Origin of the sequence: Jiangella muralis (assembly GCF_001270745.1) — a bacterium.
Taxonomy (GTDB): Bacteria; Actinomycetota; Actinomycetes; order Jiangellales; family Jiangellaceae; genus Jiangella; species Jiangella muralis.
The window spans coordinates 231,227-246,039 of sequence record NZ_KQ434758.1 but is presented as its reverse complement, the minus strand read 5'-3'; the positions used below and the strand labels follow the sequence as shown (position 1 = coordinate 246,039).

General features: G+C 75.2%; 10 protein-coding genes. 9 read left to right on the top strand and 1 reads right to left on the bottom strand.

Annotated elements, in window-relative coordinates; translation table 11 throughout:
• The first annotated feature begins 53 nt into the window (after positions 1 to 53).
• From ACW62_RS16040 to ACW62_RS16005, 8 genes are read left to right on the top strand one after another with little or no spacing between them, the layout of a single operon-like run.
• On the top strand, positions 54 to 1,100 hold the full coding sequence (locus tag ACW62_RS16040; RefSeq protein ID WP_053205111.1) for an ADP-ribosylglycohydrolase family protein: 1,047 nt from the start codon (positions 54 to 56) through the stop codon (positions 1,098 to 1,100).
• Positions 1,097 to 2,242: an ADP-ribosylglycohydrolase family protein gene (locus ACW62_RS16035; protein ID WP_053205110.1), complete on the top strand. Its 1,146-nt coding sequence runs from the start codon at positions 1,097 to 1,099 to the stop codon at positions 2,240 to 2,242. The genes ACW62_RS16040 and ACW62_RS16035 overlap by 4 nt, the downstream gene beginning before the upstream one ends.
• Positions 2,242 to 3,576: an ADP-ribosylglycohydrolase family protein gene (locus tag ACW62_RS16030; RefSeq protein ID WP_053205109.1), complete on the top strand. Its 1,335-nt coding sequence runs from the start codon at positions 2,242 to 2,244 to the stop codon at positions 3,574 to 3,576. The genes ACW62_RS16035 and ACW62_RS16030 overlap by 1 nt, the downstream gene beginning before the upstream one ends.
• The gene (gene rbsK, locus ACW62_RS16025; protein WP_083459820.1) at positions 3,573 to 4,460 is read left to right on the top strand and encodes a ribokinase; all 888 of its coding nucleotides are present in this window, start codon (positions 3,573 to 3,575) and stop codon (positions 4,458 to 4,460) included. Before ACW62_RS16030 ends, rbsK begins: the two co-directional genes overlap by 4 nt.
• A complete protein-coding gene (locus ACW62_RS16020; RefSeq protein ID WP_053205108.1) occupies positions 4,460 to 6,376 on the top strand; it encodes an SUMF1/EgtB/PvdO family nonheme iron enzyme in 1,917 nt (638 codons plus the stop codon). The genes rbsK and ACW62_RS16020 overlap by 1 nt, the downstream gene beginning before the upstream one ends.
• Positions 6,373 to 7,560 (top strand): CaiB/BaiF CoA transferase family protein, encoded by a 1,188-nt coding sequence (locus ACW62_RS16015; RefSeq protein WP_083459819.1) that lies wholly within the window; start codon positions 6,373 to 6,375, stop codon positions 7,558 to 7,560. Before ACW62_RS16020 ends, ACW62_RS16015 begins: the two co-directional genes overlap by 4 nt.
• On the top strand, positions 7,557 to 8,414 hold the full coding sequence (locus tag ACW62_RS16010) for an HpcH/HpaI aldolase/citrate lyase family protein (protein ID WP_053205107.1): 858 nt from the start codon (positions 7,557 to 7,559) through the stop codon (positions 8,412 to 8,414). The genes ACW62_RS16015 and ACW62_RS16010 overlap by 4 nt, the downstream gene beginning before the upstream one ends.
• Before the next feature lie 46 nt (positions 8,415 to 8,460).
• Positions 8,461 to 9,216, top strand: a complete 756-nt coding sequence (locus ACW62_RS16005; RefSeq protein ID WP_205629387.1) for a putative protein N(5)-glutamine methyltransferase — start codon at positions 8,461 to 8,463, stop codon at positions 9,214 to 9,216.
• A gap of 48 nt (positions 9,217 to 9,264) precedes the next feature.
• On the opposite strand, the gene ACW62_RS16000 is transcribed toward ACW62_RS16005, so the two are convergent.
• Positions 9,265 to 11,793, bottom strand: a complete 2,529-nt coding sequence (locus ACW62_RS16000; RefSeq protein WP_053205106.1) for a M14 family zinc carboxypeptidase — start codon at positions 11,791 to 11,793, stop codon at positions 9,265 to 9,267.
• Between the two features lie 217 nt (positions 11,794 to 12,010).
• Between ACW62_RS16000 and ACW62_RS15995 the strand changes: the two genes are divergently transcribed.
• A complete protein-coding gene (locus ACW62_RS15995; protein WP_083459817.1) occupies positions 12,011 to 14,767 on the top strand; it encodes a S8 family serine peptidase in 2,757 nt (918 codons plus the stop codon).
• The last annotated feature ends 46 nt before the right edge of the window (positions 14,768 to 14,813 follow it).

Genomic DNA, 14,813 nt, shown 5'->3' with positions numbered 1-14,813 from the left:
AACGTTCGACACGCGCGGCCGGCGGGGTGCGGTGCACGGCGGGAGGACGGTTCGTGAGGGAACGGCAGGACCTGATCGCCGGGGCGCTGCTCGGGCTCGCCATCGGCGACGCCGCGGGGTGGCCGTCGGCGCGGCACCGGGCGGCGCTGCTGCCGCCGTGGACCCGGCGGCTGCACCGCGAGCTGGACGCGTTCGCCGAGACCGAGCAGGTGACGTCCCTGCCGGTGCCGTTCGCGCTGAATCAGCCGACGGCGCCGCTGCGGCTGGGCCCGTCCGACGACGCGGAGTGGGTGGCGTGGACGCTGACCTGGCTCGGCGCCGCGAGCAAGCCGCTGACGCGCGGCGACGTCCACGAGCGGTGGCGGACGGCGGCCACGAACGGGACACTGCCGCGCGGCCGGATCAGCGTCGCCGCCGCGGCCGACGCGCTGCGCAGAGACGTCGATCCGCCGGTGACGGGGCACGACAACCCGCACCACTTCGACGACGCCGCGGCGGTGCGGGCGGTCGCGGCCGGGCTGGTGGCCGACGGCAGCGGCACGGCGGCCACGCTGGCCGGCTGGGACGCCGAGGTGACGAACGCCGGTGACGGGGTGTCCGCGGCGCGGGCGGTGGCCGCGACGATCGCGCGGCTGGTCCGCGGCGAACCGCTGGCCACGGCATGGGCGGCGGCCGCCGCCGAGCACGTCCCACCGGACACCCTGCTGGCGGACAACCTCGCCCGGGCGCAAGTGGCGACGGCCGGGGTCACCACCGCCGCCGACGCCGTCCCGCTGCTGGACGAGCCGGCCGGTCACGTCTACAGCTACGGCGTCGCCGCGGCGCAGACGCTGCCGGTCGCCGTCGCGCTGGCGCTGGCCGCGGAGCGCGGCGGGGAACCACCCATCGCCGCGGTCACCGCCGCCGCCTGCCTGCCCACCCTGGCCGACAGCGCGCCGCCACTGACGGGAGCCCTCGCCGGCGCGGCGCACGGCCTGAGCGCACTCCCCACGACCTGGGCCGAGCGGTGCCGGCGACTCGCCGGCTGCTGCGCGCCCGATCTGGCCGGACTCGACCTGGTCGAGCTGGCGGGCTCCATCGAGGAAAGGACGATCCTTTGAGCAACGACGCACTCATCGATACCGCGGTCGGATGCCTGACGGGAGCCGCTGTCGGCGACGCGCTCGGTGGTGCGACGGAGGGCTGGTCGCCGCAGCAGATCCGGGACCGGTGGGGCGGCTGGGTCGAGGGCATCGTCCCGCCGTACTACGAGGACTGGCGCACCGCGCGGCCCATCGCGCCGTACCACAAGGGCGACGGCCACGTCACCGACGACACCCTCATGACGCACCTGGTGGTCGACGTGTATGAGCAGGCCGGGGCACACCTGACCGCGTACGACGTCGCCGAGCGGCTGGTGCCGCTGATGATCGGCCGCAAGGTCTGGATCCCCGAGCTGGAGGCCGAGGCGCTGCCGCTGCAGCGGGTCTTCCTCGCGGAGAAGTTCATGGCGCTGCGGCTGCACTGGGGGCACGCCGACCCGCGTGAGGCCGGCGTCGGCAACGCGGTGAACTGCGGCGCGGCCATGTACATCGCGCCGGTCGGCATCGTCAACGCCGCCGACCCGGACGCCGCCTACGCCGAGGCCATCGACGTCGCGGGCGCGCACCAGTCGTCCTACGGGCGCGAGGCGGCCGGTGTCATGGCGGCCTGCGTGGCCGCGGCCGCGGCGCCTGGGGCGACGGTCGACGACGTGCTGGCGACGGCGGTGCGGCTGGCCAAGGACGGGACGAGGGCCGGCATCGAGGCGGTGCTGGAGACGGCGGCGTCGATCGGGCACTGGACCGAGGCGGTCGAGTCGGGCAAGCTGCGCGCCGCCGTCGGCCCGTACGACACCGTCGGCGACGACTACCGCAACCAGGGCCTCGGCGCCCGCCGCCCGAGCCGCGTGCACACCATCGAGGAGCTGCCGGTCGCGCTGGGGTTCCTGGCCATCGCCGGCGGCGACTGGCGCGACGCGGTCGTCGGCGGCGTCAACTACGGTCGCGACTCCGACTCGATCGCGTCGATGGCCGGGGCCATCGCCGGTGCCCTCGGCGGGCGCGCCGCGGTGCCGGCCGACCTGGTGACGGCGGTCGCGGCGGCCAGCAAGGTCGACATCACCGGGCCGGGGGAGCGGCTGGCGGCGGTGACGGCGTCGGTGCGGGCTGCGGACGCGGCCCGGCGGGCGGCCGTCGACGCCGCCTTCGGCGGGCTGGCCTGATGCGGCTCACCTGGATCCAGCCGGAGGACCTGGCCGGGCACGCGTTCGCGCAGGCCGACGAGGACGGCGTCGACGTCGCGGACCTGCGGGCCCGGTGGGTCGCGGCCGGTGGTGACGACGCGCCGGTGCGGACGGGGGCCTCGGACGTCCCTGCGCCGGAGCTGCGGGCGCTGGCCGCGCGGCTGCTGGACGAGCTCGACACGCGGCCGTCGCCGTACGACGCTCTGGAGCCGACGGACCTGGCCTCGATCGAGGCGGGCTGGCCGGCGAACGCTCGACGCGAGGCCGCCGACCTCGACCGCCTGCACGGCGCCTGGCTCGGCCGCGCCGCCGGGTGCCTGCTCGGCAAGCCGGTGGAGAAGATCTCGCGGGCCGGGATCCGGGAGATCCTGGAGGCGACCGGCCGCTGGCCGCTGACCGACTGGTTCACCGCGGTGGGCCTGCCCGCCGACGTCGCGGCCCGCCATCCGTGGAACCGCCGGAGCGCGGCGACCAGCCTGGCCGAGAACATCGACGGCATGCCCGAGGACGACGACCTCAACTTCCCGATGCTCAACCTCGCGCTGCTGGAGACCCACGGCGCCGGGTTCACCACCGTGGACGTCGCGCAGCGCTGGCTGGCAGAGCTGCCGGCCGGGCGGGTGTTCACCGCCGAGCGGGTCGCCTACCGCAACCTGCTGCTCGGCCACCTGCCGCCGGCCACGGCGACGGTGCGCAACCCGTTCCGGGACTGGATCGGCGCGCAGATCCGCGGCGACGTGTTCGGCTGGGCCCGGCCCGGGGACCCCGCCGGAGCGGCCGGGCTGGCCTGGCGCGACGCCGTGCTCAGCCACACCCGCAACGGCGTGTACGGCGAGCTGTTCGCGGCCGCGGCGTGCGCCGCGTCGCTGGTCGCGGCGACGGTGGACGACGTGATCGACGCCGGGCTGTCCGTCGTCCCGGCGTCGTCGCGCTACGCCGAGGCGGTCCGGTTCGCGCGTGCGACCGCCGAGAAGGAGCCTGACTGGGAGGCCGTCGTCGACGCGATCGAGGCGCGCTACGGGCACCTGCACTGGGTGCACGTCCTGAACAACGCCGCGCTGGTCGTGGCCGCGCTGGTGCACGGTGGCGGCGACTACGAGCGGTCGATCACGGCCGTCGTCAGCGGCGGCTGGGACACCGACTCCAACGGCGCCACCGTCGGCTCGGTCGTCGGCGGGCTGACCGGCGCCGCCGCGCTGCCCGAGCGGTGGATCGCGCCGCTGCGCAACCGGGTCGGCACGACGCTGGCCGGGTTCGACGGCATCGGCTTCGACGTGCTCGCGGCCCGGACGGTGGCGGTGAGCGCGCCGTGATCGCCGTCCTGGGCAGCGCCAACATGGACCTCGTCGCGACCGTCGACCGCGCGCCGGGCCGCGGCGAGACCGTCACCGGCCACACCTTCACCACGGTCCCCGGCGGCAAGGGCGCGAACCAGGCGCTCGCGGCCGCGCGGGCCGGCGGCGACGTCGCGTTCCTCGGCGCCGTGGGCGACGACGACTTCGGCCGGCGCATCACGACGCTGCTGGCCGACGCGGGGATCGACGTGTCCGGGCTGGCGGTAGGCGACCGGCCGACCGGGACCGCGCACATCACCGTCGACGCGACCGGCGACAACTCGATCGTCGTCGTGCCGGGCGCGAACGGGACGGTGACGGAGCTGACCGACGCGCACCGGGCCGTGCTGGACCGGGCGCAGCTCGTCATGATGCAGCTGGAGCTGCCGTTGCCGCTGGTCACGGCCGCGGCGCGGTACGCACGGTCGCGCGGCGTGCGGGTGGTGCTGACCCCGGCGCCCGCGGTGCCGCTGCCCGCGGAGCTGCTGGCCGCGGTCGACGTCCTGGTGCCGAACGAGCACGAGGCGGCGCTGCTGGCCGGCTTCGCGGACCCGGTCGAGGCGGCTCGATCGCTGGCGGCGGGCGGCGGCGACGTCGTCGTGACGCTGGGCGGACGGGGCGCGCTGCGGGTCGGCGGCGGCACGGAGACGCGGGTGCCCGCGTTCGAGGTCGAGGCGGTCGACACGACGGCGGCCGGCGACACCTTCGCCGGGGTGCTCGCCGTCGGCCTGGCCGAGGGCCTGGACTGGGACGACGCGCTGCGACGGGCGTCGGCGGCGGCCGCGCTGTCGGTGCGGCGGGCCGGCGCGTCGTCGTCGATGCCGGACCGAGCCGAGATCGACGCATTCCTCACGGAGGGCTGATGCTGAACCCGTACGTGCCGCGCCCGATCGACCGGCCGGCGGCGGTGCCGCTGGCGCCGGACGCCGACCTGGCGGTGCTGGACGAGGCGAAGATCTTCGCCGCGCCGGACGACCCGGCCGACTGGCCGGCCTGGCGGGCGGCGCTCACCCGCTGGCGCGACGGCGCCCGGGCCGGCTACGACGGGTCGCGCTACGACGTCGAGCGGACCGACGGCTTCGTCGTCGCGCTGGCCTGGCTCTGGGACGAGCTGCTGTACGACCACGCGACCGGCCGGTTCGACGTCGACGGCTACCTGGCCGCGGCGGCGCGCGAGTTCGGCGGCTTCGACGGGGTCGTGCTCTGGCACGCGTACCCGAACGAGGGCATCGACGGGCGCGACCAGTTCGCCTTCTTCGACGTGCCCGAGCTGCCGTCCGTCGTCGCCGCCTTCCAGGCCGCCGGCGTGCGGGTGTTCGTCTCCTACTACCCGTGGGAGTCGTCCGACCCCGCGGCCGTCGTCGCGCTGGTCGAGCGGCTCGGCGCCGACGGCGTCTTCCTGGACAGCTCGAAGGAGGGCTCGGCCGAGGTCCGGGCCGGGCTGGACGCGCTGCGGCCGGGGCTGTCGATGGAGGGCGAGTCGCGGCTGCCGCTGGCCCGCGTGCACGACCACACGATGTCGTGGGCGCAGTGGTTCGCCGACTCGCCGGTGCCGGGCGTGCTGCGCGCGACCTGGTTCGAGCGGCGGCACGTACTGCACCACACCCGCCGCTGGAACCACAGCCACCTGGAGGAGCTGCAGTCGGCCTGGCTGAACGGCTCCGGGCTGCTGGTGTGGGAGACGGTGTTCGGGGTGTGGGTGGGCTGGAGCGCGCGCGACCGGTCGCTGCTGCGCTCGATGCGCCGCGTGCAGCGCGAGTACCGCGACTGGCTCCAGGGCGATGACTGGACGCCGCTGGCCGACCACCCCGGCGACGGCGCACCGGTGTACGCGTCGCGGTGGGTGCACGACGGCGTGCCGCTGTGGACCGTCGTGAACCGGAGCGACGCCGAGTGGGACGGCCCGTGGCTGGCGGTGGAAGCGACGGGCGCGTTCACCGAGCTGACCACCGGCACCGCGCTGTCGGTGACGAAGGACGAGGACGGGCGGACGGTGATCGGCGGGCGGCTGCCGGCCGGCGGCGTGGCAGCGGTCGTCGCAGCGGCGGCGGCGCCGGGTGCCGTGGTCGTGGACGACGACGCGATGTTCCCGCGGCGGCCGGCCGTGCGGGTGCCGGCGCCGTCGGCGGCCGTCGCCGAAACGCCGCCCGGCCTGGCCAGGGTGGAGGGCGGCCGGCACGACCTCGTCGTCCGGTACCGGATCCGGGAGACCGGCCTGTACGACGAGGCTCCGTACGTCGACGAGTGGAAGCCGCTGCCGCCCCGGCTGCACGCAGACGGCACCGCGCACCGCCGCGTGGAGGTGCCGCCGTTCGCCGTCGGCCGCACCGAGGTGACCAACGAGGAGTTCGCCGCGTTCCTCGCCGCGACCGGGTACCGGCCGGTGCGCCCGGAGCGGTTCCTCGCGCACTGGCGCGACGGGAAGCAGCGCGGCGCCGACCCCGTCACGTACGTCGACCTCGCCGACGCCCGCGCGTACGCCGCGTGGGCCGGGCTGCGGCTGCCGACCGAGGACGAGTGGCAGGTCGCGGGCGAGGCCGGGCTGCTGGAGCGCGGCGCGCCCGCCGTCTGGAACCTGACCGAGAGCGAGCACGCCGACGGCCGCACCCGGTTCGTCGTCCTCAAGGGCGGCTCCGACTGGGTGCCGACCGGCTCGGACTGGTACTTCGACGGCGGCCGCCGCACACCCGACTTCTCGGCGAAGTACCTGCTCATGGGTGCGGGGCTGGACCGCTCGCCGTCCGTCGGGTTCCGCTGCGCCGTGGGGGTGACGGCGTGAGCGGGCCGCTGGCGGGTCTGCGCGTCGTCGACGCCGCGACGCTGTTCGCCGGGCCGATCGCCGCGATGCACCTCGGCGACATGGGCGCCGACGTCGTCAAGGTCGAGCACCCGCGCCGCCCGGACCCGTCGCGCGGGCACGGGCCGGCGAAGGACGGGCAGAACCTGTGGTGGAAGACGCTCGGCCGGAACAAGCAGACGATGACGCTGGACCTGTCGCACGAGCGCGGCCAGGAGGTGTTCCGGCGGCTGGCCCGCGAGGCGGACGTCGTCATCGAGAACTTCCGGCCGGACACGCTGGAGCGGTGGAACCTCGGGTACTCCACGCTGGCGGCCGACAATCCGGGCCTGATCCTCGCCCGCGTCACCGGGTTCGGCCAGGTCGGCCCGTACCGGCGGCGGCCCGGGTTCGGCACGCTGGCCGAGGCGATGAGCGGGTTCGCCGCGATGACCGGTGAGCCGGACGGCCCGCCGACGCTGCCGCCGTTCGGGCTGGCCGACGGCATCACGGCGCTGGCGACGGCGTTCGCGGTGACGTCGGCGCTGCACGCCCGGGCGTCGAGCGGCCGCGGGCAGGTGGTCGACCTCGCGATCGTCGAGCCGATGCTGTCCGTGCTCGGGCCGCAGCTGACCCGCTGGGACCAGTTGGGGACGGTGCAGCCGCGCACCGGCAACCGGTCGGCGAACAACGCGCCGCGCAACACCTACCGCACGTCGGACGGCCGCTGGGTCGCGGTGTCGACCAGCTCGCAGAGCATCGCCGAGCGGGTCATGCGGCTGGTCGGGCGGCCCGACGTCGTCGACGAGCCGTGGTTCGCGACCGGCGCCGGCCGGGCTTCGCATGTGGACGAGCTGGACGAGGCCGTTGGGGCCTGGGTCGCCGCGCGGACGCGGTCCGAGGTGGTGGCGGAGTTCGAGGAGGCGCAGGCCGCGGTGGCGCCCGTCTACGACGCGTCCGACATCGCCGCCGACCCGCAGCTGGACGCGCTCGGGACGGTGCTGCGGATGCCCGACGACGACCTCGGCGAGGTCGCGATGCAGAACGTGCTGTTCCGGCTCTCCGAGACGCCCGGATCGGTGCGGTGGACCGGGCGGGCGCACGGCGCCGACACCGCGGCGGTGCTGGGGTCGCTCGGGTACTCGGCCGGCGACATCTCGTCGTTGCGGGCGGAGGGGGTCGTGTGAGCCTGGTGCTGACGCTGCTCTACGTGCCCGCCGACCGGCCGGACCGCGCGGCGAAGGCGCTCGCGTCGGCGGCGGACGTCGTGATCCTCGACCTGGAGGACGCCGTGGCGCCGTCGGCGAAGGACGCGGCGCGGGCCGGCGTCGGTTCGTTGTTGACGGACGAGCGGGCCGTGCAGGTGCGGGTGAACGCGCCCGGCACCCCGTGGGGCGCCGACGACCTCGCCATGGTCGCCGGGCTGCCGCCGTCCGTCGGGGTGCGGGTGCCGAAGGTGTCGTCGCCGGCGGACGTGGCCGCCGTGCGCGCGGTGGCAGGGCCGCGGCCGGTGCACGTGCTGCTGGAGACGGCCGCCGGGGTCGAGGCGGCGTACGCCGTCGCGTCGGCGCCCGGTGTGGCGTCGATCGGGCTGGGCGAGGCCGACCTCGCCTCCGACCTGGGCGTCTCGGGCCCGGACGGGCTGGCGTGGTGCCGGCAGCGGCTGGTGGTCGCGGCGCGGGCGGCCGGGCTGCCGCCTCCGGCGATGGCCGTCTGGGCCGACCTGCGCGACGACGACGGGCTGGCCGCGTCGTGCCGGGCCGGACGCGCGCTCGGCTTCGTCGGGCGGGCCGCGATCCACCCGAAGCAGCTGCCAGTCATCGAGGCGGGGTTCCGCCCGTCGGCGGACGAGGTGGAGCGGGCGGCCGAGGTGGTCGCCGCGGTCGGCGCCGGCGGCGTCGCCGTCCTGCCCGGTGGCCGCTTCGTCGACGTCGCCATGGTCGCCCAGGCCCGCCGGGTGCTCGCCCTCGCCGCCCGCACCACCCCACTCCCCGTTGATCTTGGAGTAAGCGTGGAGTCGCGGGGCGAGATGTCCGATTGATCCCACGGTTACTCCAAGATCAACTTGGCGGGGCTAGGGTGACGGGGTGCTGGACGACGGGGTGGTGGGGCGCCTGCGGGCCGCGGGGTGCGTGTTCGCGGAGGACGAGGCGCGGCTGATCGCGGAGACCGCGCGCACCCCGGCCGAAACCGAGGCGATGGTGGCCCGGCGGGTGGCGGGCGAGCCGCTCGAGCACGTCCTGGGCTGGGCCGCGTTCGCCGGGCTGCGCGTCGCCGTCGGCCCCGGGGTGTTCGTGCCGCGGCACCGCAGTGAGCTGCTGGTCGACCTCGCGCGGGCGCGGGTGCGGCCGGGCGCCGTCGTCGTCGACCTCGGGTGCGGGACGGGGGCGCTGGGGCTCGCCGCGGTGCGCGGGATCGACGGCGTCGAGCTGCACGCCGCCGACGTCGACCCGGACGCGGTCGCGTGCGCCCGCCGCAACGTCGAACCGGCCGGCCACGTCCACCAGGGCGACCTCTACGACGCGCTGCCGGAGGACCTGCGGGGGCGGGTGGACGTGCTGCTGGCCAGCCCGCCGTACGTGCCGACGGCGGCGATCGCGCTGATGCCGCCGGAGGCCCGCGACCACGAGCCGCGCACCGCCCTCGACGGCGGCGGCGACGGGCTCGACCTCGTCCGCCGCATCGCCGCCGGGGCGCCGGACTGGCTGCGCGACGGCAGCGGCGTCCTCCTGATCGAGCTGAGCACCGCCCAGGCCGCGGCGGCCGCCGGCGCGGTGAGCGACGCGGGCCTGACGGCCGGACAGCACCACGACGACGAGGCGGCCGTCGTCACCGGGACGTGAGGAACGGGGAGTCGCCATCTCCGCAGCGGGACGGCGACTCCCCGTGGGCTACTGCCAGAGGGCGTTCGCGACCTGCGGGAACAGGCCTTCCGGATGCGAGCGGTAGAGCGGCTCGGTGGCGAACAGTGTGACGTCGGCGCCGCCGGCCACGCCGCTGACGACGACCGGCTGACCGGCGACGGCCTCGTGCCCGATCCAGTGACCGGCCAGGAAGAAGCCCTCGTCGCCGAAGCGCTGGTCGACGCGGACGCCCGCGCCCAGGCCGGTGAAGTGCTGCGGGTTGCTGACGAACGACGACGGCGACGCGGTGCCGGTGACCGGCGAGGCCGGGTCGTTCGTCACCGCGACGATGCCGTTGGCGGAGTTCCACTCGCGCGGGTCGACCAGGTCGACGTCCAGGAGGGCGGCGCGGTCGCTGAACGCCCAGCCGCTCGCGCCGCGCCCGACGATGCTGCCGCCGCCCGCCCGCCAGGCCGCGAACGCCGCCTGCCGTGTCGCGTCCAGCTGCCGCGGGTCGAACCCGGCGGTCGAGACGTACAGGGCGTCGAAGTCGGCGAACGCGTACGTCCCGGCGTTGAACCCGGCCGCGTTGACGTTCGTCGTGGCGAAGCCCATGCGGGCCAGCGCGTGCAGCTCGTCGGCCGGTGCGCTGGTGCCGACGCGCGCGACGTCCACCGCGACGGCGCCCCGCAGCGCCGCGGTGCCGACGGCGGAGAACGCGATGCCGTACGTCGCCGCCGCGTCCTCGACGAGGGAGCGGGCCGAGCCGGGCACCGCGAAGACCCCGGACGCCGTCCGCCGCACCGGGACACCGGCGTCGACGAACGTGTTCACCGCCTGGATGCCGGCCAGTGTGCCGGCGGCGAACCCGTAGTGCGCGGGCCGGCCGGGCGGCACGTACCCCGTAGGCGCCACCGCCGAGATCGGCGACAGCGCCCGGCCGTCCAGCGCCGAACCGGCCGGCACCGTCGCGACGTCCGCGCCCCACAGGGACGCCTGACTCCACGCCGAGATGTCGTACATCGTCGGGAAGTTCGTCGTGACGTCGCGGCCGACGTCGAGGATCGTGCTGGCCAGGCCGCGCTTGGCCTGGAACATGTCGACGACGTACGAGCCGGCCGGGTAGGTGGCGCCGCCGGCGGTGAACGGCCGCCGCGCCTGGCGCACCTCGACGTCGTTGTCGAGCAGGAACCGCGCCAGTCGCGCGGCGCCGGTGTCACCGCGCCGCTCGGCCGGGATGACGTAGGCCCGCGGGTAGTCCTGCAGGAACGTCTTCGCGTTGTCGCCGAGCGCGAGCGACAGGGCGAGGTCGTCGCCGATCGGCCGCGACGACTCGCCGGCCGCGCCGCGCCGGAAGATCTCCAGCTGGTCGGCGAGCAGGCTCATCCGGTTCTCGTGCGCCCACGCGAAGTTGGCCTCGATGGTGGCGCGTGAGACGGCGGTGTTGATGCGGGTCAGCTCGTGCCGCTCCGGCGGCGTCAGCTCCGGGTCCCGCGGGTTGTGCGGGATCTCGACGGTGTGCCCGACGGCGCCGTGGTACATCGCGTACATCGGGGTGAAGATCGGCGGCCAGTCGTCCCAGCCGTCGGTCTGGTTCCGGAACGGGATGTTGACCTCGGTGACACTCGGCTCGCCGAGCCCCAGCACCGCCTCCTCCATGGCCAGGCCGTTGCGGATGGCCTGCCGGATGTAGAGGTCGTACTCGTAGTTCTCGCCGTGCGGTCCGGTGGTCGGCTCGATCAGCGTCGTGCCGGTGTAGCCGTGCTCGTCCAGCATCGTCAGCGGGTCGTAGCGGATCAGCTGGGCGCGGACGGCGCGCGACTCGGGCTGCGACGCGGTGATGTAGTCGCGGTTGATGTCGAACCCGTTGCCGTTGGAGCGGGTGCCGGCGATGCGGCCGTCCGGGTTGTTCGTGACGACCATCGCGATGACGTGCTGGTCCAGCAGCTCGGTGACCTCGGCGTCGGACGAGAACGCCAGCTCGTCGAGCACCTGCAGCGTCGCGTCGGTGCCCTCCCACTCGTTGCCGTGGATGTTGCTGTTGACGAACAGCGGCGACTTCCAGTCGTCGTACTCGCCGGCCTCCATGGCGGCGAGCGCGGCGTCGGGGTCGGCGCTGCGCAGGTCGGACAGCCGCTGCCACTCCGTCCACTCGGCGTCGCTCATCGGGTCGGTGACGACGACGAGGTGCAGGTCACGGCCGAGCGCGGACTGCCCGATGATCTCGACGCTGACGCGGTCGCTCTCCTGCAGCGCGCGCAGCGCCGGCGCGATGGCGTGGTACGGCGTCAGGTTCAGCGGGATCGACGCGTCGGCAGGGTTCTCCGGCACGTCGACGATGACGTCGTCGCGCGGCTGGCCGGGCAACTGGGCCGGAGCGGCGGAGAGCGTCGACAGCAGCGCCGCCGCGTCCGCCGGGGCGAGCGACGGCGTCAGGTCCGACGCCTGCGTGCGGTCCTCGGGGGTGCGCTGAGACGGCGCCAGCGCGCCGTCGTCGGGGGCGGCCGGAGCGGCCAGCGCCACCGACACCGTCAGCACGAGTCCGGCGAGGCCGGCGGGCAGCGAGCGAGTCCACATGAGGCGGCCCCTTGGGACGTGGCGGGCTGAGGGTCTGGTCATCCTGTCGCCTCCGGGCGGGCGATGACAAGAGGTGCTTTCTCCTGATTCGGGGTGACAAGGCAGCCAGACTTGCCGTCAAAGCTTCCAATCGAGGCGATATCGGCCATAGGTTACGGGTCAACCCCGTCCGACCGGCGGGGCCTTGTCATGCCGTACGACTGAACGAGGAGCGCCGATGACACGACCATCGAGAGCGCCGGGGAGGCGGGCCGTCAACCGGCGCGCCGGACTCGCCGCGACCGCCGCGGTGGCCCTGGCCGCCGGGACGCTCGGCACCGTCGCCGCCGGCACCGCAGCGCCCGCGAGCGACGGCTACCTCGGCACCCTCGCCGAGCTGGCCGGGCTGCCGGAGCCGTCCGGTGAGCTGACGCACGAGCCCACCGGCGCGTGGTTCGTCGAGCTGACCGCGAAGCCGGTCGCCGACGGCGGCAGCCGCGCCGCCGCGCAGAGCCAGCAGGACCGCGTCCTCGCCGAGGCCGACGCGCTGGGCGCCGACGTCGACGTCCGCTACACCTACGACCGGCTGTGGAACGGCCTGTCGGTGACGGCGTCCGAGGCCGACATCAGCCGGCTGGCCGGCTCGGCCGAGGTCGCCGCGGTGTACCCGGTGGTCACCGTCGACGCGCCCGACCCGGCGACGTCCGAGCCCGCGATGGACTCCGCGCTGGGCATGACCGGCGCCGACATCGCGCAGAGCGAGCTGGGCTTCAGCGGCGACGGCCTCAAGGTCGGCATCGTCGACACCGGCATCGACATCGACCACCCGGACCTCGGCGGCGGCGGCACGCCCGGCGAGACGGCGTTCCCGACCGGCCGCGTCGTGGCCGGCTACGACTTCGTCGGCGACGACTACAACGCCGACGACACCTCCGCCGCCTACCAGCCCGTTCCCAGCCCCGACGACAACCCGGACGACTGCAACGGACACGGCAGTCACGTCGCCGGGATCGTCGGCGCGAGCGGCGACAGCGCGGCCGGCGGCGTCACCGGCGTGGCGCCGGACGTCGAGTTCGGCGCGTACCGCGTGTTCGGCTGCGGCGGCTCGACGACGTCCGACATCATCCTGGCCGCGCTGGAGCGGGCGCACGCCGACGACATGGACGTCGTCAACATGAGCCTCGGCGCCGGCTTCGTCACCTGGCCGGAGTACCCGACGGCGACGGCCAGCGACGCGCTGGTCGACGACGGCGTCGTGGTGGTCGCGTCGATCGGCAACAACGGCACGTCCGGCACCTGGTCCGCGGGCGCACCGGGCGTCGGCGAGAAGGTCATCGGCGTCGCGTCGTTCGACAACACCGAGTACGACGCGCGGATGTTCACCGTCAGCCCGGACGGCCGCGAGATCGGCTTCGCGGAGGCGAGCGGCGCGCCCAGCGCACCGACGTCCGGTGATGTCCCGCTGTCGCGCACCGGCACGCCCGACTCCACCCAGGACGGGTGCACCGCGGCCGGGGCGCTGCCCGACCTGAGCGGCACCGTCGCGCTGATCGAGCGCGGCACCTGCCCGTTCTACGAGAAGGCGCGCAACGCCCAGCAGGCCGGCGCGGCCGCCGTCGTCCTCTACAACAACGTGCCCGGCGCGTTCGCGCCGACGGTGGCGCCGCCGACCCCGGCCGACCCGCCGATCACCGTCCCCGTCGTCGCCGTCGACCAGGAGACCGGCGTCGAGCTGGACGGCCGCATCGCCGCCGGCGCCACGACGCTGACCTGGACCGACCAGACCACCACCGTCGAGAACTCGACCGGCGGGCTGGTCTCGTCGTTCAGCTCCTACGGCATGGCGTCGGACCTGTCGCTGAAGCCGGACCTCGGCGCGCCGGGCGGGCTGATCCGCTCGACCTACCCGCTCGAGGGCGACGGCTACGCCGTCCTCTCCGGCACCTCGATGTCGTCGCCGCACGTCGCCGGCGCGGTCGCCCTGCTGCTGCAGGCGCACCCGTCGCTCAGCCCCGAGCAGGTCCGCGACGTGCTGCAGAACAGCGCCGACCCGGCCGACTGGTCGCTGGTCCCGGGCGCCGGGTACGTCGAGCCGGCCCACCGTCAGGGCGCCGGCATGCTCGACATCGACGACGCGATCCTCGCGCCGGTCGCCGTGGCGCCGGGCAAGCTGTCGCTCGGTGAGAGCGAGGCGGGGCCGTCGGAGCAGACGCTGACGCTGACCAACGACGGCGACGAGGACGTGACGTACGAGTTGTCGCACGCCGACGGCATCAGCACGGCGGGCGCGCCGAACAACCCGCAGTTCTTCGAGGGCGGCGCTTCGGTGGCGTTCTCGGCTCCGTCGGTGACGGTGCCCGCGGGTTCGTCCGCGACCGTGGACGTGACCGTCACGGCGCCGGCCGAACCGGACCTCGGCCAGTACGGCGGCTGGGTCGTCCTGACGCCGTCCGAGGGCCAGCCGCTACGGGTGCCGTACGCCGGCTTCGTCGGCGACTACCAGCAGCTGCCGGTCCTCACCGACGCCGGGTTCGGGCTGCCCGCGCTGGGCGACGTCACTGCCTGCGAGCGCTACGTCGGCGTCAACTGCACGATGGGCGGCGAGTACGACCTGCTGCCCGAGGGCGCGACGTTCTCCATGACCGAGGGCGACTACCCGGTCGTCATCGCGCACCTGGAGCACGCGGCGCAGAACGTGTCGGTGCAGCTGTTCCACGCCAAGGCCGACGGCACGGCGGGGCGCCCGTACGCGGGTGGCCGGCTGAACACCGTCCTCTCCGAGGACTTCGTCGGGCGCAGCAGCGCGGCGACCGCGTTCAACGCCTACACCTGGGACGGCACCCGGCCGCGCGGCAACGGCGCCGACCGGCGGGTGGACGTGCCCGACGGCCGCTACGTCCTGCGGCTGACGGCGACCAAGCCGCTGGGCGACCCGTCCGACCCGGACCACGTCGAGACCTGGGATTCCCCGGCCATCGTCGTCGACCGGAACTGACGCCGTGAGTGGCGGTTTGCTGGGGCTATAGCGCCAGCAAACCGCC